The sequence below is a fragment of the Paraburkholderia solitsugae genome, from assembly GCF_013177695.1.
Classification (GTDB): Bacteria; Pseudomonadota; Gammaproteobacteria; order Burkholderiales; family Burkholderiaceae; genus Paraburkholderia; species Paraburkholderia solitsugae.
On record NZ_WOEY01000132.1, the window covers coordinates 1 to 21,701 of the forward strand.

Annotated in this window: 20 protein-coding genes; 7 read left to right on the plus strand and 13 right to left on the minus strand. The window is 60.7% G+C overall.

All coding sequences use genetic code 11. The features are described 5' to 3' along the window. On the plus strand, window positions 1–248 hold a 248-nt coding region (locus GNZ12_RS43985), incomplete at its 5' end, for a hypothetical protein (protein ID WP_216673466.1). Window positions 249–436: 188 nt separating this feature from the next. Here the strand turns inward: GNZ12_RS43985 and GNZ12_RS33840 are convergent. The 7 genes from GNZ12_RS33840 to GNZ12_RS33870 form a co-directional block, all read right to left on the minus strand. Then, complete coding sequence (locus GNZ12_RS33840; RefSeq protein WP_172316392.1) at window positions 437–679, minus strand: DUF6429 family protein; 243 nt, start codon at window positions 677–679, stop codon at window positions 437–439. A gap of 682 nt (window positions 680–1,361) precedes the next feature. Further along, on the minus strand, window positions 1,362–2,114 hold the full coding sequence (gene cobA, locus GNZ12_RS33845; protein ID WP_172316353.1) for a uroporphyrinogen-III C-methyltransferase: 753 nt from the start codon (window positions 2,112–2,114) through the stop codon (window positions 1,362–1,364). Window positions 2,115–2,188: 74 nt separating this feature from the next. Continuing rightward, window positions 2,189–3,505: a sulfate adenylyltransferase subunit 1 gene (locus GNZ12_RS33850; RefSeq protein ID WP_172316354.1), complete on the minus strand. Its 1,317-nt coding sequence runs from the start codon at window positions 3,503–3,505 to the stop codon at window positions 2,189–2,191. A 21-nt stretch (window positions 3,506–3,526) separates the two neighbouring features. Beyond that, window positions 3,527–4,489 (minus strand): sulfate adenylyltransferase subunit CysD, encoded by a 963-nt coding sequence (cysD, locus tag GNZ12_RS33855; RefSeq protein WP_172316355.1) that lies wholly within the window; start codon window positions 4,487–4,489, stop codon window positions 3,527–3,529. 115 nt (window positions 4,490–4,604) lie between these two features. Further along, the gene (locus GNZ12_RS33860) at window positions 4,605–5,351 is read right to left on the minus strand and encodes a phosphoadenylyl-sulfate reductase (protein ID WP_172316356.1); all 747 of its coding nucleotides are present in this window, start codon (window positions 5,349–5,351) and stop codon (window positions 4,605–4,607) included. Then, entirely contained in the window at window positions 5,348–5,887 is a 540-nt protein-coding gene (locus GNZ12_RS33865; RefSeq protein WP_172316357.1) for a DUF934 domain-containing protein, read from the minus strand. The genes GNZ12_RS33860 and GNZ12_RS33865 overlap by 4 nt, the downstream gene beginning before the upstream one ends. A gap of 22 nt (window positions 5,888–5,909) precedes the next feature. Further along, complete coding sequence (locus GNZ12_RS33870) at window positions 5,910–7,589, minus strand: nitrite/sulfite reductase (RefSeq protein WP_172316358.1); 1,680 nt, start codon at window positions 7,587–7,589, stop codon at window positions 5,910–5,912. Between the two features lie 219 nt (window positions 7,590–7,808). Between GNZ12_RS33870 and GNZ12_RS33875 the strand changes: the two genes are divergently transcribed. The 4 genes from GNZ12_RS33875 to GNZ12_RS33890 all read left to right on the plus strand — a co-directional run bounded on the left by GNZ12_RS33875 (window position 7,809) and on the right by GNZ12_RS33890 (window position 14,659). After that, window positions 7,809–8,750 (plus strand): CysB family HTH-type transcriptional regulator, encoded by a 942-nt coding sequence (locus GNZ12_RS33875; protein WP_007175965.1) that lies wholly within the window; start codon window positions 7,809–7,811, stop codon window positions 8,748–8,750. 33 nt (window positions 8,751–8,783) lie between these two features. Next, window positions 8,784–9,944: an ABC transporter substrate-binding protein gene (locus GNZ12_RS33880; RefSeq protein WP_172316359.1), complete on the plus strand. Its 1,161-nt coding sequence runs from the start codon at window positions 8,784–8,786 to the stop codon at window positions 9,942–9,944. Between the two features lie 290 nt (window positions 9,945–10,234). Continuing rightward, window positions 10,235–11,434, plus strand: coding sequence for an efflux RND transporter periplasmic adaptor subunit (locus tag GNZ12_RS33885; RefSeq protein ID WP_172316360.1), 1,200 nt, complete (start codon window positions 10,235–10,237; stop codon window positions 11,432–11,434). Window positions 11,435–11,449: 15 nt separating this feature from the next. Beyond that, a complete protein-coding gene (locus GNZ12_RS33890; RefSeq protein WP_172316361.1) occupies window positions 11,450–14,659 on the plus strand; it encodes an efflux RND transporter permease subunit in 3,210 nt (1,069 codons plus the stop codon). A 93-nt stretch (window positions 14,660–14,752) separates the two neighbouring features. On the opposite strand, the gene GNZ12_RS45390 is transcribed toward GNZ12_RS33890, so the two are convergent. Genes GNZ12_RS45390 through GNZ12_RS33900 form a run of 3 tightly spaced genes read right to left on the minus strand, consistent with a single transcriptional unit; the run spans window position 14,753 to window position 16,644 of the window. Then, a complete protein-coding gene (locus GNZ12_RS45390; protein ID WP_328806099.1) occupies window positions 14,753–15,022 on the minus strand; it encodes a hypothetical protein in 270 nt (89 codons plus the stop codon). Continuing rightward, window positions 14,991–15,605, minus strand: a complete 615-nt coding sequence (locus tag GNZ12_RS33895) for a hypothetical protein (protein ID WP_328806100.1) — start codon at window positions 15,603–15,605, stop codon at window positions 14,991–14,993. Before GNZ12_RS33895 ends, GNZ12_RS45390 begins: the two co-directional genes overlap by 32 nt. Continuing rightward, complete coding sequence (locus GNZ12_RS33900; RefSeq protein WP_172316362.1) at window positions 15,580–16,644, minus strand: type IV toxin-antitoxin system AbiEi family antitoxin; 1,065 nt, start codon at window positions 16,642–16,644, stop codon at window positions 15,580–15,582. The genes GNZ12_RS33895 and GNZ12_RS33900 overlap by 26 nt, the downstream gene beginning before the upstream one ends. 204 nt (window positions 16,645–16,848) lie before the next feature. Here GNZ12_RS33900 and GNZ12_RS33905 point away from each other — a divergent pair, with 204 nt between their 5' ends. Both GNZ12_RS33905 and GNZ12_RS33910 read left to right on the plus strand, forming a co-directional pair. Next, window positions 16,849–17,109 (plus strand): hypothetical protein, encoded by a 261-nt coding sequence (locus tag GNZ12_RS33905; RefSeq protein WP_172316393.1) that lies wholly within the window; start codon window positions 16,849–16,851, stop codon window positions 17,107–17,109. A gap of 41 nt (window positions 17,110–17,150) precedes the next feature. Next, on the plus strand, window positions 17,151–18,245 hold the full coding sequence (locus GNZ12_RS33910) for a J domain-containing protein (protein ID WP_172316363.1): 1,095 nt from the start codon (window positions 17,151–17,153) through the stop codon (window positions 18,243–18,245). 43 nt (window positions 18,246–18,288) lie between these two features. On the opposite strand, the gene GNZ12_RS33915 is transcribed toward GNZ12_RS33910, so the two are convergent. The 3 genes from GNZ12_RS33915 to GNZ12_RS33925 all read right to left on the minus strand — a co-directional run bounded on the left by GNZ12_RS33915 (window position 18,289) and on the right by GNZ12_RS33925 (window position 21,631). Then, window positions 18,289–19,440, minus strand: coding sequence for a Gfo/Idh/MocA family protein (locus GNZ12_RS33915; RefSeq protein WP_172316364.1), 1,152 nt, complete (start codon window positions 19,438–19,440; stop codon window positions 18,289–18,291). A gap of 73 nt (window positions 19,441–19,513) precedes the next feature. Further along, window positions 19,514–20,563 (minus strand): sugar phosphate isomerase/epimerase family protein, encoded by a 1,050-nt coding sequence (locus tag GNZ12_RS33920; protein ID WP_172316365.1) that lies wholly within the window; start codon window positions 20,561–20,563, stop codon window positions 19,514–19,516. A 105-nt stretch (window positions 20,564–20,668) separates the two neighbouring features. Then, the gene (locus tag GNZ12_RS33925) at window positions 20,669–21,631 is read right to left on the minus strand and encodes a substrate-binding domain-containing protein (protein WP_172316366.1); all 963 of its coding nucleotides are present in this window, start codon (window positions 21,629–21,631) and stop codon (window positions 20,669–20,671) included. Between the last annotated feature and the right edge of the window lie 70 nt (window positions 21,632–21,701).

The window sequence follows — 21,701 nt, forward strand, 5'->3', positions numbered from 1 at the left end:
CGCCTCACCAGATCGATGATGAGCGCGTCTTTTTGCTCGTGCGTCAGGTCTTCGATGTCAGGCATCTTCGTCATGTCCAGCACTATGCAGTGCCTGGCTCCGGTTTACAACTGCTGAATAGTTACGCCGCCGCAAAGAAAGATAAGCAAAGAAAGCGGCTCAAACCGCCAGCTCATAAGCGGGTCCCCCGCGCAGTCGCGGTAGTGGTGCATCTGGAATCTGTGCCCTCGCGCAGTCAACGTTCGTGACAAGGCAGTCATGCTTCCCGCCTCGCACTACGTGCTCGCCGGAAGGGTTCATCATGCAAACCCGTGGCTTCGTTTGGACGTGGTGGGGGCCATCGGCTTCGCCTCGGCGATGCGCTGAAAATACCGATCTTTTGAACTGACGCTTGGTGAATCAAGCAGCTAGTGTCGTGAGTTAGAAGGTCGTTGAGTCAATTCTCCGTGCTTTCCGGAATGACGAAGTGTTGATTAAAAAGCCGCTCGGACTCGCGTAGTCCTTCGTCCGTAAAGATCACGGACTTCGTCTTGTTGACCGGGTCCTCGATGAAGCCTCTTTCATGGAGTCGGTTCAGCACATCCCAGTCGAAACCCTTCCATGCGCGGAATCGGTCATGCAGGGTCAAGTAGAGAAGGGCCAAGGCGACTTCGTCAATTGCATCGGTATTGATATTCATATTCATGGTGTTCCTGCTGCAGCCTTCCGGACCCGCGCATAAAACCGTTCGAGGCTAGCGGGTGTCTCATCAGCTGACTTGCTCCAGACGAACCGTTTGCGTGACCGCCGTCTGCTCATCGTAGCCTCCTCGTATCAAGTGCCAGACAAAACACTTTAGAACGTGATCGGCATCATTCAATGAATTTTTAACTCAAGACGCTGGCGATCGCAAGTATGTCCTAACGCCGGAAGCAGCTATTGATCTAATGAAGCAGCAGTGAGTACAACGATAGCTAGTGGTTTGCCGGATTTCCGCTGCGTGCTGGCAACAACGTTTGGCTTGATGAAGTACCGCGTCGGCGCGCGCAGCGCCGCCGGAAGTATGACTGCCTTGTCACTCACGCAGAATGCGCGAGGGCACAGATTCCAGATGCACCACTACCGTGGCTGCGCGGGGGACCCGCTTAAGAATTTGCGGTGTGAGCCGCTTTCTTTGCTCATCTTTCTTTGCGGCGGCAAAGAAAGTAAGTGCCGCCCCGCACAGGGGCAACACTAATAATCCAATATCAAATCAAGGAAAGGCCAACGCCGTAGGCATACAGGCAGAAAGCGCCGCGCAAGCAACCAAATCAGGCAAAGCCCAACGCCGCAGGCATACAGACAAACAAGCGCCGCGAAGGCAAAAAACAAAAAACCAAACCTTAAGCCGCGACCAAAAGCCCATCCGCGGAGCGGACCACCTGCTGCCGAGCAGCAAAAGCCTCCCCGATCATGAGAAGACTAGGCTGCGAAGCATCAAGCCACTGCTGGGCCTCACCGCAGGCGAGCTCCGAAAGCGTGAGAGTGAGCATCCGCTCACGAGGCGTACTACAGGCTTCAACAATCGCCACCGGCGTATCGCCATCGCGCCCAGCATCAATCAACTCCTGCGCTATCTCAGGCCCACTATCCCGCCCCATGTAAAACACGAGCGAATCAGCATTCACCTGCTCACGAATCGCCGCAGTATCAGCCGCCCGGCTATGCGTAGCCAACGCAACACTACGAGACACACCGCGAAGCGTCAACGACCGCTTCAAAGTAGCCGCACTAGCCAGCGCAGCCGTAATCCCAGGCACCACCTCATACTCGATGCCAGCAGCTTCCAGCGCCCGCATCTCCTCATCGGCACGCCCGAACAACATCGGATCGCCACCCTTCAGACGCACCACGACGTCGTGCTCCAAAGCCGCATCCACGATCTGCTTGTTGATGAACTGCTGCGCCGTCGACAACTGCCCACAGCGCTTACCCACCGCAATCTGCCGCGCGTGGGAAGGCGCGTAGTCGAGCATTGCAGGCTCGACAAGCGCGTCATGCAACACCACATCCGCCGTGCCGAGCAGCCGCGCGCCGCGCACCGTGATGAGATCCGCGGCCCCCGGCCCTGCACCGATCAGATACACCTTACCCATTTGCCTCAACCCCATTCGTCCGGTTCGTGCGAAACCCGAAGCCGCGAGCGCTCGTTAGTGACCCAGTCGGTGACTCAAGCCGAAAACGCCCGAATCATCCCGGCGGCGACCGTGTGATGCGTCGCTTCGTCGATCAGCACGAATGCACCCGTGCCCTGATGCGAATCGTACACGTCGCATACCAGCGGCTTTTGCAACGTCAGCGATACGCGGCCGATGTCGTTCATCGTCAGGTCCTTGCGATCGGTCGCCTGCGACAGCGTATGCACGTCGAGCACTTCCTTGATCGCACCGATCCGCGCGAACACCGTGTTAGTGGTCTGCTTCAACAGATACTTGCGTTGCGTCGACAGCGGCGTGTCGTCGAACCAGCACAGATCGGCTTCCAGCTTCTTCGCCGGCTCCGGCGCCGCTTCGCGCAGCACGAAGGTATCGCCACGCGACACGTCGACGTCTTCCGCCAAACGGATCGTCACGGTTTGACCGGCAAACGCGCGGTCCACTGCCGCCGTGCCGCCCACCACCGGCGCAATGATCTCGGCAACCGTTGCTTCGCGGTTTGCCGGCAGCACGACGATGGTGTCGCCGACCTTCACTTCACCCGCTTCGACACGCCCCATGTAGCCGCGGAAATCGTCGGCCTGGCTGCCGTCCTGACGCGCGACCCATTGCACCGGGAAACGCAGCGCCTGCCCCGTCGGAACATCGACAGGCAACGCTTCGAGCAAATCGAGCAGCGGCTCGCCCGCGTACCACGGCATGCTTTCGCTAGCCGTCACGATGTTGTCGCCCTTGAGCGCCGACACCGGCACGAAGCGCACATCGTCCAGACCAAGTTGGCGCGCGAGTTCGACATACGCATCACGAATCTCGTTGAAGCGCGTTTCGCTGTAGTCGACGAGGTCCATCTTGTTGATCGCGACGATCGCGTGCTGCAAGCCGAGCAGCTTCACGATCGCACTATGACGCTTGGTTTGCGGCAGCAGTTGCGCCACGCCATCGACGAACGTCACACGGGTCGCGTCGACCAGGATGATCGCTGCGTGCGCGGTCGATGCGCCCGTCACCATGTTGCGCGTGTATTGCTCGTGGCCCGGCGTGTCGGCAATGATGAACTTGCGCTTTGCCGTTGCAAAGTAACGGTAGGCGACGTCGATCGTAATGCCCTGCTCGCGTTCGGCTTCGAGGCCGTCGGTCAGCAGCGACAGATCGATTTCGTCGCCAACAGTACGCTTATTCTTCGCGCGCGACAGTGCCGAGAGCTGATCGGAAAGCACTGCCTTGCTGTCGTACAGCAGGCGGCCGATCAACGTGCTCTTGCCGTCGTCGACGCTGCCCGCAGTAATGAAACGCAGCACGCCGAGGTCTTCTGGTTGGTGAATACCGCTCATGATTGTCTTGCCCTCGTGTGCTTAGAAATAACCTTGCTTCTTACGCTGTTCCATCGCGGCTTCGGAGACCTGATCGTCCATCCGCGTCGCGCCGCGTTCCGTGATTTCGGTCACGGCCGTTTCGGCGATGATCTTCTCGAGATCATCGGCATCGCTTTCCACCGGGCACGTGCAGCTGATATCGCCCACGGTGCGGAAACGCACCAGCGCGGTTTCGCTGGTCTCGCCTTCACGCATCGGCGTGAGCGGCGTAACCGGTACGAGCAGGCCGTTGCGGCGCACGATCTCGCGTTGATGCGCGTAATAGATCGACGGCAGTTCGAGCTGTTCGCGGGCGATGTATTGCCACACATCGAGTTCGGTCCAGTTCGAGATCGGGAACACACGCAGGTGTTCGCCGTTATGCAGACGCGCGTTATACAGGCTCCACAGTTCCGGGCGCTGTGCCTTCGGATCCCATTGGCCGAATTCGTCGCGGAACGAGAAGATCCGTTCTTTCGCACGGGCCTTTTCTTCGTCGCGGCGCGCGCCGCCGATCAACGCGGTGTACTCATGTTCCGCGATCGTTTCGAGCAGCGTCACGGCTTGCGCAGCGTTGCGCGAATCCAGTTCGCGGCGCAGACGCACCGTGCCGCGCTTGATCGAATCTTCGACGTGGCCCACCACCAGTTCGGCGCCGATTTCTTTCGCGCGGCGATCGCGGAAGTCAATCACTTCGTCATAGTTATGGCCGGTGTCGATGTGCACGAGCGGGAACGGCAGCACGGTCTTGCGATCCGCGCCAATGCCAAAGGCCTTCAGCGCGAGGTGCAGCACCACCACCGAATCCTTGCCGCCCGAAAACAGCAGCGCGGGCTTGCTGCATTCGGCGACCAGTTCGCGCAGGATATGAATCGATTCGGCTTCGAGCCAATCGAGGTGATCCATCCGGTTTGCCGTGTTGGTAAGCGGTGCATTCACAGTGGAATCGAGCGTGGTGCTCATGTTGGGGTCCTTCGTTGATTCGTCTGGGCCGGCGGTTGCCGGCTCATACGGAAGTATTCAAATCGGTATGTGCGGCGTTCAAGCTAAAAACCAAGGCCTGAACCTCCTGAATGCTTTATGCCGAAGCGTTCTCGCTGCTGCTGACGGGAATCGGTGTAATCGTCGTGATGTGCAGTCCACATTCCTTCGTATCACGCGACTCCCACCACCAGCGACCCGCCCGGCTGTCTTCACCGGGACGGATAGCGCGGGTACATGGCTCGCAGCCGATGCTCGGGTAACCGCGCGCATGCAGCGGATTGACCGGCACGTCAAACGCTTTCAGATAGTCCCACACCTCAGCTTCGGTCCAGTCCGTCAGCGGATTGAACTTGGCGATATTGCGCGCCGCATCGTGTTCTTCCTCGTGCAGTTCGGCACGCGTCACCGACTGCTCGCGGCGCTGGCCCGTCACCCATGCGCTGACGTCCGACAGCGCGCGGTTCAACGGCTCGACCTTACGGATTTCGCAGCAACGCTTGCGCAGATCGACGCTTTCGTAAAACGCGTTCAGACCATGCGAACCGACATATTCTTCAACCGCTGCAATTTTCGGATGAAACTGCTCGATATCATACCCGTAGCGCTCTTTCACACGATCAAGCATCCCGAGCGTTTCCGCATGCAAACGGCCCGTGTTCAGCGAGAAAATGCCGATCTTCACGCCACGCGACAGAATCGCGTGCGTGAGCAACATGTCTTCCGCTGCAAGGCTGCTGGCGAGCTTCACGTTCGCGTGGCGCGCGGCGATTGAGTCGAGCAGCGCATCGAGGCGCTCGACCTTCGCAGCGAACTCCGGCGTGAGCGATTGTGCGGCGCTCATGCCGAGGCCTTTGCCAGTTCGCCTGCTTCGCGGCGGCGGAACAGCGGCGACGAGTTCACCGCGCCCTGATAGTTGAAGCTGAATTCGTCGAAAGCCTTCAGCGCGTCGTCGAAGTCTTTGTCTTCACGCAATGCGTAAGCGTCGAAGCCGCAGCGGAACATAAACGTCAGTTGATCGCGCAGCACGTCGCCGATCGCACGCAGTTCGCCCTTGTAGCCATAACGCTCGCGCAATAGGCGGCCGATGCTATAGCCACGGCCGTCGCGGAACACCGGGAAGTCCACGCCGATCAGCGCGATCGTGTCGAAGTCGCCGACGATATCCGCCGGTTCGCTATCCGGCGCGAGCCATACGCCGATTTCAGCGGCGCTGCGCGAAGCGATCAGCGCATCGCGCTCAGCCTGCCACAGCGCGAGCGGCACCAGCACTTTACCGGCCGGCAAGGCATCGACTGCGGGCAGCGTGCCGTCTTCAGCGGCGCGCACCACCGTCCAGTCATCGTTGACGATCGCGCGGTTCTTGATGATAGAAGCCATCTGTTCAGTATCCTTTTCGCGGTTACGCGTGAGCCGGTTGACGCGAGGCGTACACGCGTTCCTTGAACGGGGTCATGCCGATGCGGTTGTACGTTTCGACGAAGCGTTCGCCTTCGTGGCGGTTTTCCACGAACGTATCGATCACCTTGCTGATCACGTCCGGCATTTCTTCCGCCGAGAACGACGGGCCGATTACGCGGCCGAGATGCGCGCCCGTGGCGCCCGTACCCTGCTCGCCGCCGAGCGTCACCTGATACCACTCCGAGCCGTCCTTATCGACGCCCAGAATGCCGATGTTGCCGACGTGGTGGTGACCGCAAGCATTGATACAACCCGAGATGTTCAGCGACACGTCGCCGAGGTCGTACACGTAGTCGAGATCGTTGAAACGTTCCTGAATCGCCAGCGCGATCGGAATCGACTTCGCATTCGCGAGCGAGCAGAAATCGCCACCCGGGCACGCGATGATGTCGGTCAGCAAACCGATGTTCGGCGTCGCGAAACCTTGCGCCTTGGCCTTTTCCCACACCGCGAACAGGTCACGCTTCTTCACGTTCGCGAGAATCAGGTTCTGTTCGTGCGACACGCGGATCTCGCCGAGCGAGTATTCGTCGGCCCAATCGGCGACTGCTTCCATCTGCGCATCGGTGGCGTCGCCCGGGGCGATCGTGGTCGGCTTCAGCGACAACGTGACTGACGAATAGCCCGTCACCTTGTGCGGACGCACGTTACGTTCGACCCAACGGGCGAACGCACGGCTTTCCAGCAGATGGTTCTCGAACGAAGCATCCGTATCCGGCAGCTTTTCATACACCGGCGGCTGGAAGTATTGCGACACGCGATCCACTTCCGCTTGCGTGAGCGTCGCCGGACCGTCCTTCAGGTGTTGCCATTCTTCTTCGACTTGCGCCGAGAATTTCTCCGGGCTCAATGCCTTCACGAGAATCTTGATCCGCGCCTTGTACATGTTGTCGCGGCGGCCATAGCGGTTGTACACACGCAGCACGGCTTCGCAGTAGGTCAACAGGTGTTGCCACGGCAGATCTTTACGGATGATCGCGCCGATGATCGGCGTACGGCCCATGCCGCCTCCGGCCAGAATGTCGGCCACCAGCTCGCCCTGCTCGTTCTTCTTCAGATACACGCCCATGTCGTGGATCTGCACGGCAGCGCGGTCTTCCTTCGAACCCGACACGGCGATCTTGAACTTACGCGGCAACCAGGCGAATTCCGGGTGGAACGTCGACCATTGGCGCAGGATTTCAGCCCACGGACGCGGATCAACCACTTCGTCCGGCGCCACACCGGCGAACTGGTCGGCCGTGATGTTACGGATGCAGTTGCCCGAGGTCTGGATGCCGTGCATCTGGACGGCCGCAAGCTTGCGCAGGATCTCCGGCGTTTCTTCAAGCTTGATCCAGTTGTACTGGATGTTCGAGCGCGTCGAGAAGTGGCCGTAGCCGCGATCGTGCTCGCGCGCGATCTGGGCCAGCACGCGCATCTGGTCGCTGCGCAGGTTGCCGTACGGAATCGCGATGCGGTGCATGTACGCGTGACGCTGCATGTACAGGCCGTTCTGCAAGCGCAGCGGACGGAACTCCTCTTCGCTCAATTCGCCCGACAAGCGGCGGCGAACCTGATCGGCGTATTGCGCGACCCGCTCATCGACGATGGTCTGGTCGTACTGATCGTATTGGTACATTCGGGGACCCCAATTTTTTGCGTTACACGTGGCGTTCCGGTTACGCCGCGCTCCGGATACCTCTATTTGTCAGTCCAGCCGAGTCAGGGTTTAGACCCATCTCTCATTTGCTTATGACAAATGCAGATATCCATATTGAAAAAGATGGACAGATCGTAATAAACTCGCCTTATATTTCAAACGACTAAAAAATTCTTTTGATATGCGGAGAGGTTATATATGAACCTGCACCAATTCCGCTTCGTCCGTGAGGCTGTGCGGCAGAATTTCAACCTGACCGAAGCGGCCAAAGCACTGTTTACAAGCCAGCCGGGCGTCTCCAAGGCGATCATCGAGCTGGAAGACGAGCTGGGCGTCGAAATCTTCACCCGCCACGGCAAGCGCGTGCGCTCCCTGACCGAGCCGGGGCGCATCATTCTTCAGTCGGTTGAGAAGATTCTGCAGGAAGTGGAGAGCCTCAAGCGGGTCGGTAAAGATTACGCAGCCCAGGATCAGGGCAATCTGGTGATCGCTGCCACCCACACCCAGGCACGCTACTCACTTCCGGCCGCCATCGCCGAATTCAAGAAGCGCTTCCCCAAAGTTCACCTTTCAATTCTGCAAGGTAGCCCGACGCAGGTCGCCGAGATGGTGATTCACGACCAGGCCGACCTCTGCATCGCCACCGAAGCGATCGCTAACTATAAGGAACTGGTCTCGCTGCCCTGCTTCCAGTGGCACCACGTCGCCGTGATGCAGCCGGATCATCCGTTGCTCGACCGCAAACTTTTGTCGCTGGATGATCTGACCCAATATCCGCTGATTACCTACGACAACGCGTTCGCCGGCCGCACCAAGATCAACGAGGCGTTCCGCCTGCGCGGCTTGCATCCGGACATCGTGCTGGAGGCGATCGACGCCGATGTGATCAAGACCTACGTCGAACTGGGTCTGGGCGTCGGCATTATGGCGGACATCGCGTTCAACGCCGAGCGCGACCGCCATCTGCGGGCGATGCCGGTCGGCCACCTGTTCGGCAGCAACGTGACGCGGGTCGCGCTGAAACAGGGCGCTTATTTGCGCAGCTATGTGTATACGCTCGTCGAACTGCTGTCGCCGAGCATGAACCGCAAGCTGATCGAACAGGCACTCAAAGGCGAGCACGAAACCTACGAACTTTGATATCACCCCGCTTCCCGCTACGGAGACCCTTCGATGACGTCGTATAAGAAAAAAATCAGCGGCCTCGCCGCTCTTGGCGCGCTCCTGCTCGCCACCGCAGCACAGGCCGACATCAAGGTCGGCATCGATCTGTCGAGCACCGGCCCCGCGGCCGTGATCGGCATCACCAGCAAGAACGCGATGCTGATGTGGCCCGCCACGATCGCCGGCCAGAAAGCCGATTACATCTTCCTCGACGACGGCTCCGATCCGGGCAACGCGGTGCGCAACATCCACAAGCTGATCAATGAAGACCACGTCGACGTGATCGTCGGCCCGAATATCACGCCGGCGGCGATGGCCGCACTCGATCCGGTTGCCGAAAGCCAGACCCCGATGATCACGCTGATCGGCTCGGCGAGCGTGGTCGAACCGCAGGAAGGCAAGAAGGTGTGGGCCTACAAGATGGCGCAGACCGACAGCGCGATGGCCGACGTGATGACGCGCTACATGTCGAACCACAACGTGAAGACGGTGGGCTTCATCGGTTTCGCGGACGGTTACGGCGAGAGCTGGCTCAACGAGTTCAGCAAATTCGCGGCCTTGCGGCATATTCAGTTGGTGGCGACGGAACGCTATAACCGCACCGACGCCAGCGTGACCGGTCAGATCCTCAAGCTGATGGCCGCCAAGCCCGACGCGATCCTGATCGCCGGGGCCGGCACGCCGACCGTGCTGCCGCAGCGCACGCTGATCGAACGCGGCTTCAAAGGCCCGATCTATCAGACGCACGGCATCGCCACGCCCGAGTTCATCAAGCTGGGCGGCAAAGATGTGGAAGGCACGCTGTTCCCGACCCAGCCGGTCGTGGTGGCGCGCACGCTGCCGGCCGATCATCCGGCGAAGAAGGCGGCGCTCGCGTTCACCAACGAATACGAAGCGAAGTACGGTCCGGGCAGTGTGACCCAGTTCGCGGGCGACGCAGCAGGCGTGTATCCGCGTTTGCAAGACGCCGTGGCGCGTGCGTTGAAGACGGCGCAGCCGGGCACGCCGGCTTTCCGCGTTGCGTTGCGCGACGAACTGGAGCACGCGCATGAATTGGTCGTGCCGAACGGTGTGGTCAACACCAGCCCGAAGGACCACGTCGGTCTGGATCAGCGCGCGAGCGTGATGGGCATCATCAAGAACGGCAAGTTCGTTTACCTGAGTCAGTGAGCATGGCATGCGCGGCGGGTTCCGTTCCGGTTCAGCCGCGCACATTCCACTGCCCACCGCCACCGTCTGTCCGTCTGAATTTGTCACTTTTAGTCAATCTGCACGCCTGCCGCCCGAGCACACCGCTCGAGCGGCGCGCGCCATGCAAGCTGCGTGTAACATGCTGACGGCCAGCTTGCAGTGAACGGTAAGTTCTGGCTAATTTGCCGATTCCGTGCGAGCGCGGGGCGCCTTGAGACCACAGGGCCACCACCGCGTATCGCCAGTTCGTGAAGTCCGTCAGAGCGTGCATGCTAAAAACCAGAAAACGCATCATCATCGCCGCCGTTGTAGCCGTTGTGATCCTCGCCATCTCGATCGGCCACGCCATCAGGAAGCGCAGCGACGCCGTTGCCGCCGGCGTCGAGGCCCCCTCTTCCGTTGTCGAATTCGCCCCGGACGATCTCACCACCGTCAGCCGCCGCACGCTCTCCGAAACGCTGCCGCTGACCGGTTCGCTACGCGCGGTCACGCAAGCCGCGGTCAAATCGAAAGTCGCCGGCTCCGCGCTCGACGTCATGGTGCGTGAAGGCGATTCGGTCAAGACCGGCCAGATCCTCGCGAAGATCGACGCCCGCGACTATGTCGCCCGCGCCGAACAGACCCGCGGTCAGATGGCGGCCATGGCCGGTCAGCTCGACATCGCCAAACAGACGCTCGACAACAACCGCGTGCTGGTCGAGAAAGGCTTCATTTCGAAAAACGCCTTCGACACCGCGCAAAGCCAGTATCAAATCGCCCGCGCGAATCTCGATGCGGCGAAGGCGGCGCTGGCGTCGTCGAATCTGTCTTTGGACGATACCGTTGTGCGCTCGCCGCTCGATGGACAGATCGCCTCGCGCTCGGTTGAACCGGGCGAGAAACTCGCCGTCGATACCAAGCTGTTCGACGTGGTCGATCTGCGCACACTCGAACTGGAAGCGCCGGTGCCGGTCGGCGAGATCGGCCGCGTTCGCATCGGCCAGCCGATCCAGATCGCTTTCGACGGTATCGACACCCCCATCCAGGGCGCGATCACGCGCATCAACCCGGCCGCGCAAGCCGGTTCGCGTTCGATCATGGTGTATGTGCAGGTCGCGAACCCATCGGGCACGCTGCGGGTCGGCATGTTCGGCACTGGCACGATTTCAGTCGGTAGCCGGCAGAACGTGCTGGTCGTCCCAGCCACCGCCATCCGTACGGACGGCACGCGTCACAGCGTCTATGCGCTCGTCGACGGCAAACTGGCCGAGCAAGCGGTGGAGACCGGCGCGACCGGCGATGCTGACGACGACACATGGACCGAGATCGCCGGCGGTCCATTGGCGCTTGGCCAACAGATCGTGAAGAACAATCTCGGCTCATTGCGGATCGGCAGCACGGTGCATGTGGTGCAGCCCGCTCAGCCTGGGCAGCCTGGACAAGCTGCCCCGCAAGCGGCCAGCGTGCCGAGCGCAAGCAACGCGCGCTGACCGGAGCCCTCGCCTATGTGGTTCACCCGCGTCAGCATCGGCAATCCGGTGCTCGCCACGATGATGATGATGGCGCTTCTCGTCATCGGTCTGTTCTCTTATCAGCGGCTCAAGGTCGATCAGTTCCCGGACATCGCGTTCCCCGTCGTAGTCGTGCAGACCGCCTATCCGGGGGCGTCGCCGGAATCGGTCGAATCGGACGTCACGCGCAAGATCGAGGAGGCGGTCAACACGATCAGCGGCATCGACGAAATCACCTCGCGTTCGTACGACGCGCAGTCGGTCGTGATCGTGCAATTCGATCTTTCGGTCGACGCGGTGCAGGCCGCCCAGGACGTGCGCGACAAGATCGCGCTGATCCGCCCCGATCTGCGCGACGGCGTGAAGGACCCGCGTGTGCTGCGCTATGACCCGTCGGATATGCCGATCATCACGGTGGCCATCTCGAATGCGCCGGGCGCGTCGTTGTCCACGCGCGATCTCACCACCGTCGCCGATCAGATCGTGCGCAAGCGGCTCGAAACAGTGCGCGGCGTCGGTTCGGTCTCGCTGGTGGGCGGCGTGAAGCGTCAGGTGCAGATCGACGTGAATCCGGAGAAGCTGCAGGCGCTTTCGGTCGGCGTCGATCAGGTGATCCGTGCGGTGCAGAACGAGAATCAGGAGATTCCGGCTGGGCCGCTGACATCTAGCAATGTCGAACAGACCGTGCAGGTCAAAGGCCGCTTCGAGAAACCGGACGACTTCAAACGCATCATCGTCGCGCGGCGCGGCGCGCAGTCGGCGATCCCGACTGCTTCGTCGGCGACGCAACCGGTCACGCTCGATCAGCTCGCCGATGTGGTGGACGGTCAGCAGGAACCCGACAACATGGCGTTGCTCAATGGCCAGCGCGCGCTGTTCCTGTCGATCATCAAGGCGCAGGGTGAGAACACCGTGGATGTCGCGCACGGCGTGCGTGACGCAGTCGCCCTTCTGCAACCGCAACTGCCACCCGGCGTCAAACTCGACATCACTGACGATTCGTCGATCAACATCGAAGAAAGCGTCAACGAAGTGAAACGCACCTTGCTCGAAGGCGCGCTGCTGACGGTGCTGATTGTGTTCCTGTTCCTTGGCTCGTGGCGCAGCACGGTGATCACCGGCCTCACGCTGCCGATCGCGCTGATCGGCACCTTCGCGGTGATGTACGCGTGCGGCTTCACGATCAACGTGATCACGCTGATGGCGCTGTCCTTATGCGTCGGCTTGCTGATCGACGACGCGATCGTGGTGCGCGAGAACATCGTACGGCACGTGCAACTCGGCGCCGACCACCGTACTGCCGCGCTCGACGGCACCAAGGAAATCGCGCTCGCCGTGCTGGCGACCACCTTCTCGATCGTCGCGGTGTTTCTGCCGGTGGGCTTCATGGGCGGCATTATCGGCCGCTTCTTCCATCAGTTCGGCATTACGGTGGCCGCCGCCGTGCTGATCTCGATGTTCGTGTCGTTCACGCTCGATCCGATGCTGTCCTCCATCTGGCCCGACCCCGATCTGCACGATGCGGACACCGGCCGCAAAGGCTATCGCTATGGACGCGTCATCGAACGTTCCCTGCATCTGTTCGACAAGCAGATCGACCAGCTCACCGCGTTCTATCAGCGCCTGCTCGGCTGGTCGCTGAAGCATCGCGCGATCACACTGGTCGTGGCCGCGGCCACGTTCTTCGGCAGCCTGTTTCTGGTGCCGTTCGTCGGCACCGAGTTCGTGCCGAATGCGGACTTCTCCGAAACGCAGATCGGTTTGAATTCGCCGGTGGGCACCTCGCTCGAAGCCACGTCGGAGAAAGTGAAGCAGGTGCAGGCGATTCTCGCCACCTACCCCGAAGTGCGCTTCAGTTACGCGACGGTCAACTCGGGCAACACGCAAGGTAAAAACACCGCGCTGATCACCGTGCGCCTGAAAGACCGGCGCGACCGCACGCCCGGCATGGTCGAATTGAACGATGCGTTTCGCGCGCGGCTCGCCTCGGTGGCGGGTGTATCGATCACCGAAATCGGCATGCCCGATGGCGCCGGCAGCACGAAAGCGATCCAGTTGAGCTTGCAGGGCGACAACATCGACGAACTGCGCCGGCTTTCGGATGCGGCGCAGGCACGGATGGCAAAAATCCCGGGCCTTGTCGACCTCGATTCGAGTCTCAAGGCGGATAAGCCGATCGTCGCGATCAATGTGAAACGCGAACTGGCATCCGACCTCGGGGTGGGCGTAGCCGATATCGGCACCGCATTGCGGCCGCTGCTCTCCGGCGATGCCATCAGCACATGGCGCGCGCCCGACGACCAGGACTACGACGTCAGCGTGCGCTTGCCGCGCTCGCAGCGTCAGGATGTCGACGATCTCGCCAGGCTGATGATCGCAACCAACCGCACCGACGCGAACGGCGCGCCAGTGCTGGTGCCGCTGCGGCAGATCGCGGATATCGTCAAGACGACCGGTCCCGATGTGCTGAACCGGCGCGACCTGCAACGTGAAGTGATGCTGTCGGCGAACGTCAATGGCCGCTCGCCCGGCGAAGTCGCCTCGGACGTCGCCAAGGCGCTCGACGCGATGCATCTGCCGGCGGGCTACCACTATCGATTCGAAGGCTCGACCAAGAGCATGAACGAATCGTTCGTGTACGCGGTGGAGGCGCTGGCGCTCGCGGTGATCTTCATCTATATGATTCTCGCGTCGCAGTTCGCGAGCTTCGCGCAGCCGCTCGCGATCATGGCGTCGCTGCCGCTTACGTTGATCGGCGTGCTGATCGCGCTGCTGCTGTTCGGCAGTACGTTGAACATGTTTTCGATCATCGGCTTCGTGATGCTGATGGGTCTCGTGACGAAGAACGCGATTTTGCTGATCGACTTCGCGAATCAGGCTCGGCGCGGCACCCTGCTCGACGCATCCGGCAAGGGCCGCGTCATGGAGCGGCGTGAAGCGTTGCTCGAAGCGGCGCGGGTGCGTCTGCGGCCAATTCTGATGACCACGCTGGCGATGATCTTCGGCATGCTGCCGCTGGCGGCGGCGCTTGGCGAAGGCGGGGAGCAACGCGGCCCGCTCGGCCAGACGGTGATTGGCGGCGTGATCACGTCGTCGATTTTGACACTGGTGGTGGTGCCGGTGGTCTACACGGTGCTGGAGGATTGGGCAGATTGGTTGCGGAAAAAATTCAGCAAAGTCAGAGCCGTCAAACTGAAGCAATAGCCGCGATTGATCATGCGGACGCCGCGCATCCGGCGTTCGCCGTACTTCCCAATGTGCTGTCAAGAAGAGCCTCGTCACCCGTTCCTGACCAGCTCAAACGCTGCCTGATATGCCTAGGAACGCATTCCGGAAAGCTGACAACGTCCGGTCGGATCCATCGGCGAAGTCGTCCAGCATCTGAACGACGGCACGGGCCAGCATGTCGCGCCTCAGCGTGTCGTACACGGCATCGTCCGAGAGGATCGCCGAGACGGCATCGAACGTTACGGGCGAAGCAATCTGTCGCGATTCGCGGCCTAGCAGCGCCGACGCCGCAAGACCGACATCGAAATCACGCAGCTCGAGCAGGTCTGCACCGTTCACCCAGATGCGATCCGTATTGCCCGCGTCGCAGTAGTTGCGAAGAATCAGAAGCAGGTCCGATGCGTCGGTATTCTTGGAGGCACGGCAGGCTCACAACCGGCACCACGAGGCGTTCACCAATGTCTATCTCGACGGACGTATCGACGGCCTCCCGGAACCCGAGAACATTCATCACAACGTCGCCCCGGGGCGGCCAGGTGACCGAACCTTCAGGGGCCTCGAGATCGCCGAACGGAACCAGGTCCAACGGCACCGGCCGACCGACGTCCGGATCATCAAAAACCAGGGTGTGCTGCGCCTTGATACTCGCCCTGAAGAGTCCTGTCTGCTCGAGCCCGGCAATCAGGGCGCCATACGCATCCCAGCTAATCGCACAAACCGCAACGTCGACATCGCGCGTGGCACGCTCCGCACGAATGCCGTGCACATGCCAAAGCACTAGATCCCGTGCGGTTGCGCCTGCCACAACAAACTCCACACCAAGCTGATGCGCGGCCTCCTGGACGTGGGCAAACAGCGCCGCGGTGACTGGGTGCACGGGCCGCTCTTCGGCAACCTTAAGGCTGGGTAATGTACTGCTCATAGATTTGCGTGGCGGTGGAAAGATTACGGCTGTCGCCTGAGGCGACGAGGTCCGCGTAGATGAGGAACGGGTGAACTAGCGGCTGGCGGCCAGGTTCCATCCAGCCACGCTCGAGAGACTCCGGCCAGAACGATTCAAGAATCTCGACATCGCCACGCGGATCGGGGCGCAGCCGGGCATTCAACATGAACTGACTGCCAAGCGGGGCACGGCTGTAGAGGGTGACTTTCGCGGCCTTCAGTTCATGCGTCAGGATGTCAGCCGCCGACTCGCCACCGAGTCGAGCGTCGAAACTTGCGAAGTCGAACACGCGCCACCAATCAGGCGTCGTGCTCGCGAAGCGCCGCGCACCAAGTTTGAATCGCAGGCGGGTCTGATAGAGGCTGGCCCACTCGAAGACAAATTTCTGCCAGTCGGGAAAGATGCGATCACCGCCGCTCTTCAGCGCGACAAGCCCACGGAACTGCAGATCGTCGATGACCTGGTTTGCCGTGCTCAATGCCACGCCAGAGGCTTGCGCGATAGTTCTATACGGCTGCGAGACGAGGCCAGGCTGTGTCGCTATAGCGAACATCACCTGCAGTCCTTTGCGCGTGGTGGCACGTCCTGTCTGCGGCTTTTGCGCATGCTGCGGTTTTGGCCGGCCGCTGATCATGACCATACCTTCAGACTCGCTCAGAAACGCGTTGCCCGCCGCGTCCAGAAACGGCACGTTCTGCTCAATCAGACGGCCGGCGAGTTCCGGGTCGACGTGGGGCGCGACCAGCATGAGCGGGCGTTGGACCGAACGTGGTTCCGTTGCATAAGGACGATTTTGCGCGAGAAGAATGTTTGCGATATCCACCGCACTTGCCCGTGTTGTGATGAACACGGGCATTTCGAATTTCCGGCCGGAGAGGTTGAATTCGATTGCAGCGCCGCCGTACGGAACGAGCTTGCGAACCGGCTTCGCCTTGTAGACGCCGGTCGAGCGTCCGAATGCGTCGCACGCTTCTCCAAGAATCTGCGTTTCAAGAAACGAATTGGCGGAGCGCGGCATGGTTTGCTCGTGTACGATTTTTATTAATGTACCATAAAATCGTACAGACGTAAAAAATCGTACAGACTTTCAGCTCGCTACTCGCGGGAATGTGCGGGGGTACTGCACGCGCAATGCCGGCACGGCTCACCAACCGCCGACAGGCAGGCGGCGCGACGGATTGCTGCTAAAGTGCATACCTTCAAACTCGCCGTTTCCCCCATCATGCGCACCACCCGAGCCATCCACGCCGTCGAGCGGCTGAAAACCCGCAGCGGCAATCCGCAGTTCGCCGCGATCAGCCTGTCCGGCGGCCTGTTTTATCTGGTCGACAAATCAAGCGGCACGGACAAGAAAGTCTCCGATCCGCTGACGCTCGACGACTTCGTGAAGTTTGTCGACGGTTTCGGACCGCCCAAGCCGCGCAAGGCGAGCAAGCTCGACATTGCCTTCGAAGAGCAGCTCAAGAAGAGCAAGGGCAGCTAGGCAGCGCCGCCCCCCATTTGACGACCGAAGAAATCCGCTCCATGACCAGGACAAGCGCCAGGTCCGTCAGCATTGCGCCGGACCACAATCAACCCAGCCTGTCGAAGGGCCAGAAAGCGTTCAACACGCTGATCAAACAGATCGAAAAGCGGCGCGCCAGTTTGAGCGCGTGGGAGGAGTTCGCGCCTGCTTTCCAGCAAAAGTACGTGAATGAACTGCTGCCGCTGACACAGAAGATGCAACATTTGCGTGCGCGGATGGCGCACCTTCTCGATGAGCAGAGCAATCAGAAACGTATCACGCAGACCGAGCGGCGCACCCTTTCAGCGGTGATTGTCGATCTGGCGGCGAGGTGTCTCGGGGAAGAAGATAGCGACGAGTTGAAAGCGCTATACAACCGCCACAGCGGGTCCGACTACGACGACGAAAGAGCGTCCGAGTTAGACGAAATGAAATCGATGTTGGAGACGGTATTAGGCGTCGAACTGGACGACATCGATATGAACTCGCCCGATGAAGTTCTGGATCGCCTGCAAGCGCATATCGAACAGGACGACGCTGCGCAAGCGGCGGAACATCAAGCGCGCCAGGCGCAAAGCGCCCCAAACAAGAAGACAGCGAAACAGATGGCGGCCGAAACGCGCCGCGAGGAAGAAGAAGCCCAACTGAGCCGCTCGATTCGCGAGGTGTATCGTAAGCTGGCCAGCGCGTTGCATCCCGATCGCGAAAGCGATCCAGAGGAACGCAAACGGAAAACCGCGCTGATGCAACGCGTCAACGAGGCCTACAGCAAGAACAACCTGCTGCATTTGCTCGAATTGCAGCTGGAACTGGAACACATCGATCAGAACGCGCTCGATAACCTGAGCGAAGACCGGCTCAAGCATTACAACAAGATACTGAAGGAGCAGGTAGGCGAACTCGACGACGAAATTATGTTTGTCGAAATGGCGTTCAAGGAACGCTACGGGCTCGACCCGATGGCTTCCATCACGCCGAAGAAGGTAATGCACGGGCTGACAGCGGACGTTTTTATGCTGCAGGAGCAGATCGAGTCGCTCGAGTACGATCTGGTGGAGTTCCAGGACCTTGGCACGCTCAAGGCCTGGTTGAAAATCAGGCGGCGTTGGAATTGAATGGATCCCTTCGCTGCTGGGCGTGCGCCTCACGTGTTCACGATCAAGCGGGTTCTATTGCGCGCCACTGACCATCCGCCGCGCTGCTTGCCAACACCGCGTCGATGAAGCGCAGGCCCGCCACGCCGTCATCCACCGTTGTGAGCAGAAGGCTTTCGGCGGGTAATGGTTGACCCGCATTCAACGCTTCAATCTGTAACGCCGCATCCTTGTACAACTGCGCGAACGCTTCCAGATAACCCTCAGGATGCCCCTGTGGCACACGCGTTGCATGCGCCGCGACCGCGCTTTTCACACGTCCGCGCGTCAGGCGCTCTGCCATTCCGCCCAGCGGCGTGAACCACAATTCGTTCGGATTCTCCTGATCGAAGGCGAGGTTTGCTTTTGTCCCATACACCCGCAGACGCAGCGCATTCTCCGCGCCGCTCGCCACCTGGCTCGCCCACAGCATGCCGCGCGCGCCGTTCGAATAGCGCAGCATCGCCTGCACGTGGTCGTCGATACGGCGTCCCGGCACAAAGGTATGCAACTCCGCGGATAGCGACGTCGGCGTCATCCCCGTGATGAAGGCAGCGAGGTGATACGCATGCGTGCCGATGTCGCCGAGACAACCGGCGGGACCCGCCAATGACGGATCCGTGCGCCACCCCGCCTGTTTGTTTACGCCGCTCGTTTCTATCGGTTCAGCCAGCCAGTCCTGCGCGTATTCGACTTGCACCACGCGTATTTCGCCGAGTGCACCGTTTTCGACAAGCTCGCGAGCATGGCGCACCAGCGGATAACCGGAATACGTATGCGTCAGCGCGAACAGTCTGTTCTTCTCGCGCGCGAGCTTCGCTAGTGCCTCGCCTTCCGCCAGCGAAATCGCCAGCGGCTTGTCGCAGATCACATGGATGCCCGTTTCGAGAAAAGCCGTCGCCACCGGTGCATGCAGATGATTCGGTGTGACAATCGCGACCGCATCGATACCGTCGTCGCGCGCGGCTTCGGCGCGCGCCATCTCGCGCCAGTCTTCGTAGCTGCGTGCGATGCCGGCTTCGGCGGCGCTCGCTTGCGCACGCTGCGGATCAGACGACAACGCACCCGCGACCAGTTCGAACCGATCGTCGAGCCGCGCCGCTATTCGATGCACCGCGCCGATAAACGCGCCCTGCCCGCCGCCGACCATGCCGAGCCTGAGTCTTCTTTGTGGCATCGCCACCTCTCCTTTGCGATCTATTTCAGTTGTTTCACGGTCAACTCGTAGTCAACCCGCGTTCAGATTGCAGTCAAATACCGAGCACGCGCTTTAGCTGCGCCGCATCCACGCCACTGCCCGCGAAATCATCGAACGCATGGTCGGCCACGCGAATGATGTGTCGGCGAATAAACTCCGCGCCTTCACGCGCGCCGTCGTGAGGATGCTTCAGCGCGCACTCCCATTCCAGCACCGCCCAGCCCGGATAATCGTACTGGGTCATCTTCGAGAAGATCGCGCCGAAATCGATCTGCCCGTCGCCAAGGGACCGGAAACGCCCCGCGCGTTCGACCCAGCCACTATAGCCGCCATACACGCCCTGCTTGCCGTTCGGACGAAACTCCGCATCCTTCACATGGAACGCCTTGATGCGCTCGTGATAGATGTCGATAAAGGCGAGGCAATCGAGCTGCTGCAGCACGAAATGGCTCGGGTCGTAGAGAATGTTCGCGCGCGGGTGTTGCTTCACCGTATCCAGAAAGCGCTCGAAGGTCACGCCGTCGTGCAGATCCTCACCCGGATGCAGTTCATAGCACACGTCGACGCCGGCTTCGTCGAATGCGTCGAGAATCGGCGTCCAGCGGCGCGCGAGTTCGTCGAAGGCAGCTTCTATCAATCCTGCCGGACGCTGCGGCCACGGATAGAGATACGGCCACGCGAGCGCGCCTGAAAACGACACGTGGGTGTTCAACCCCAAACGTTGCGATGCCTTTGCCGCCAGTTTCATCTGATCGATTGCCCACTGCGTGCGCGCGGCAGGATTGCCGCGCACACGCTGCGCCGCAAAGCCGTCGAACAACGTGTCATAGGCCGGATGCACTGCGACGAGTTGCCCTTGCAAGTGCGTCGATAGCTCAGTGATCGTCACGCCCGCATCTTCCGCGATCTCGCGCAACTCGTCGCAATAGGTTTGACTCGCCGCCGCCTGCTCGAGATCGATCAGGCGCGTATCGCACGGCACCTGGATCCCCTTGAAGCCGAGGCTCGCCGCCCAGCCGGCCAGATGCGCGAGGTTGTCGAACGGCACCTCGTCGCCCATAAACTGGGCGAGAAAAATTGCCGGCCCTTTGATGGTTTTCATCGTACGGCTCCTCGAACTATGGCGCGCCTGTGATGCCGTTGCGCTATGCGGTTGCGTCATGCCTCTGCGACAACAACACGTCAGGCGCGCGCCGGATGCCCGCGATCAGAACGGCGAGTCAGGAAAATAGAACTGCTGCGCGTTTTCCTTCGTGATCAGCACCGACGGAATGATCGTGGTCGGCGGCAGTTTGTCGCCCTTCAGACGCGCTTCAGCGGTGAGCTTGATCGCGTCGTAGATGAATTTCGGCGAATACGACACGTCCGCCTTGATCATCGGTGCGCCGTCCATCACGTTCTTCACCATGCCCTTCGAACCGGCACCGCCGAACACAATCTTGATGTCGGAGCGCTTGGCCTGCTCGATCGCCTTGAGGACGCCCACGGCCATGTCGTCGTCCGCGGCCCACACCGCGTCGATATGCTTGAAGCGCGTGAGGTAGTCCTGCATCACCTTGAACGCGTCGTCGCGATTCCAGTTCGCGTATTTGGCGTCGAGGATCTTCATGTCCGGATAGTTCTTGATCACGTTCGTGAAGGCGGTCCAACGTTCGTTGTCGAGCGTGGTCGGAATGCCACGCAACGCGACGATGTCGCCTTTGCCGTCGAGTGCTTTCGCCAGATACTCGGCGGGAATCTTGCCGAACGCGGTGTTGTCACCCGCAACGTAGGCGTCCTGTGCGCTGGTATCTGTCAGACCGCGATCCACCACCGTCACATACACGCCCTTCTTCTTAACCTGGGCGACGGGCTGCGTGAGCGAAGCCGATTCATACGGGAAAATCACCAGCGCGTTGATCTTGTTCACCGTCACCAGATCCTGCAACTGGTTCGCCTGTTCGGGCGCACCCGCCGCGGTCTTCACGATCACCTTAAGATCGGGATGCGCTTTCTCGAGATCGGCCTTCGCCTTGTTCGCCCACCAGACGATACCGCCCGTGAAGCCGTGGTCGGCTGTTGGAATCGCGACGCCCAGTATCACCTTCTCATCGGCGCGCGCAATGTTTGCCGTGCCCAATATCCCCAACGCCAGCATACCGGCGCCGACCGCTCGAATGAACTGCTTCATGGTTGTGTCTCCTATGTCGACCGGTTTTAGCGCTTTAGCTGTCGACCAGAGTTGGCGCTTTAGCGCTTAC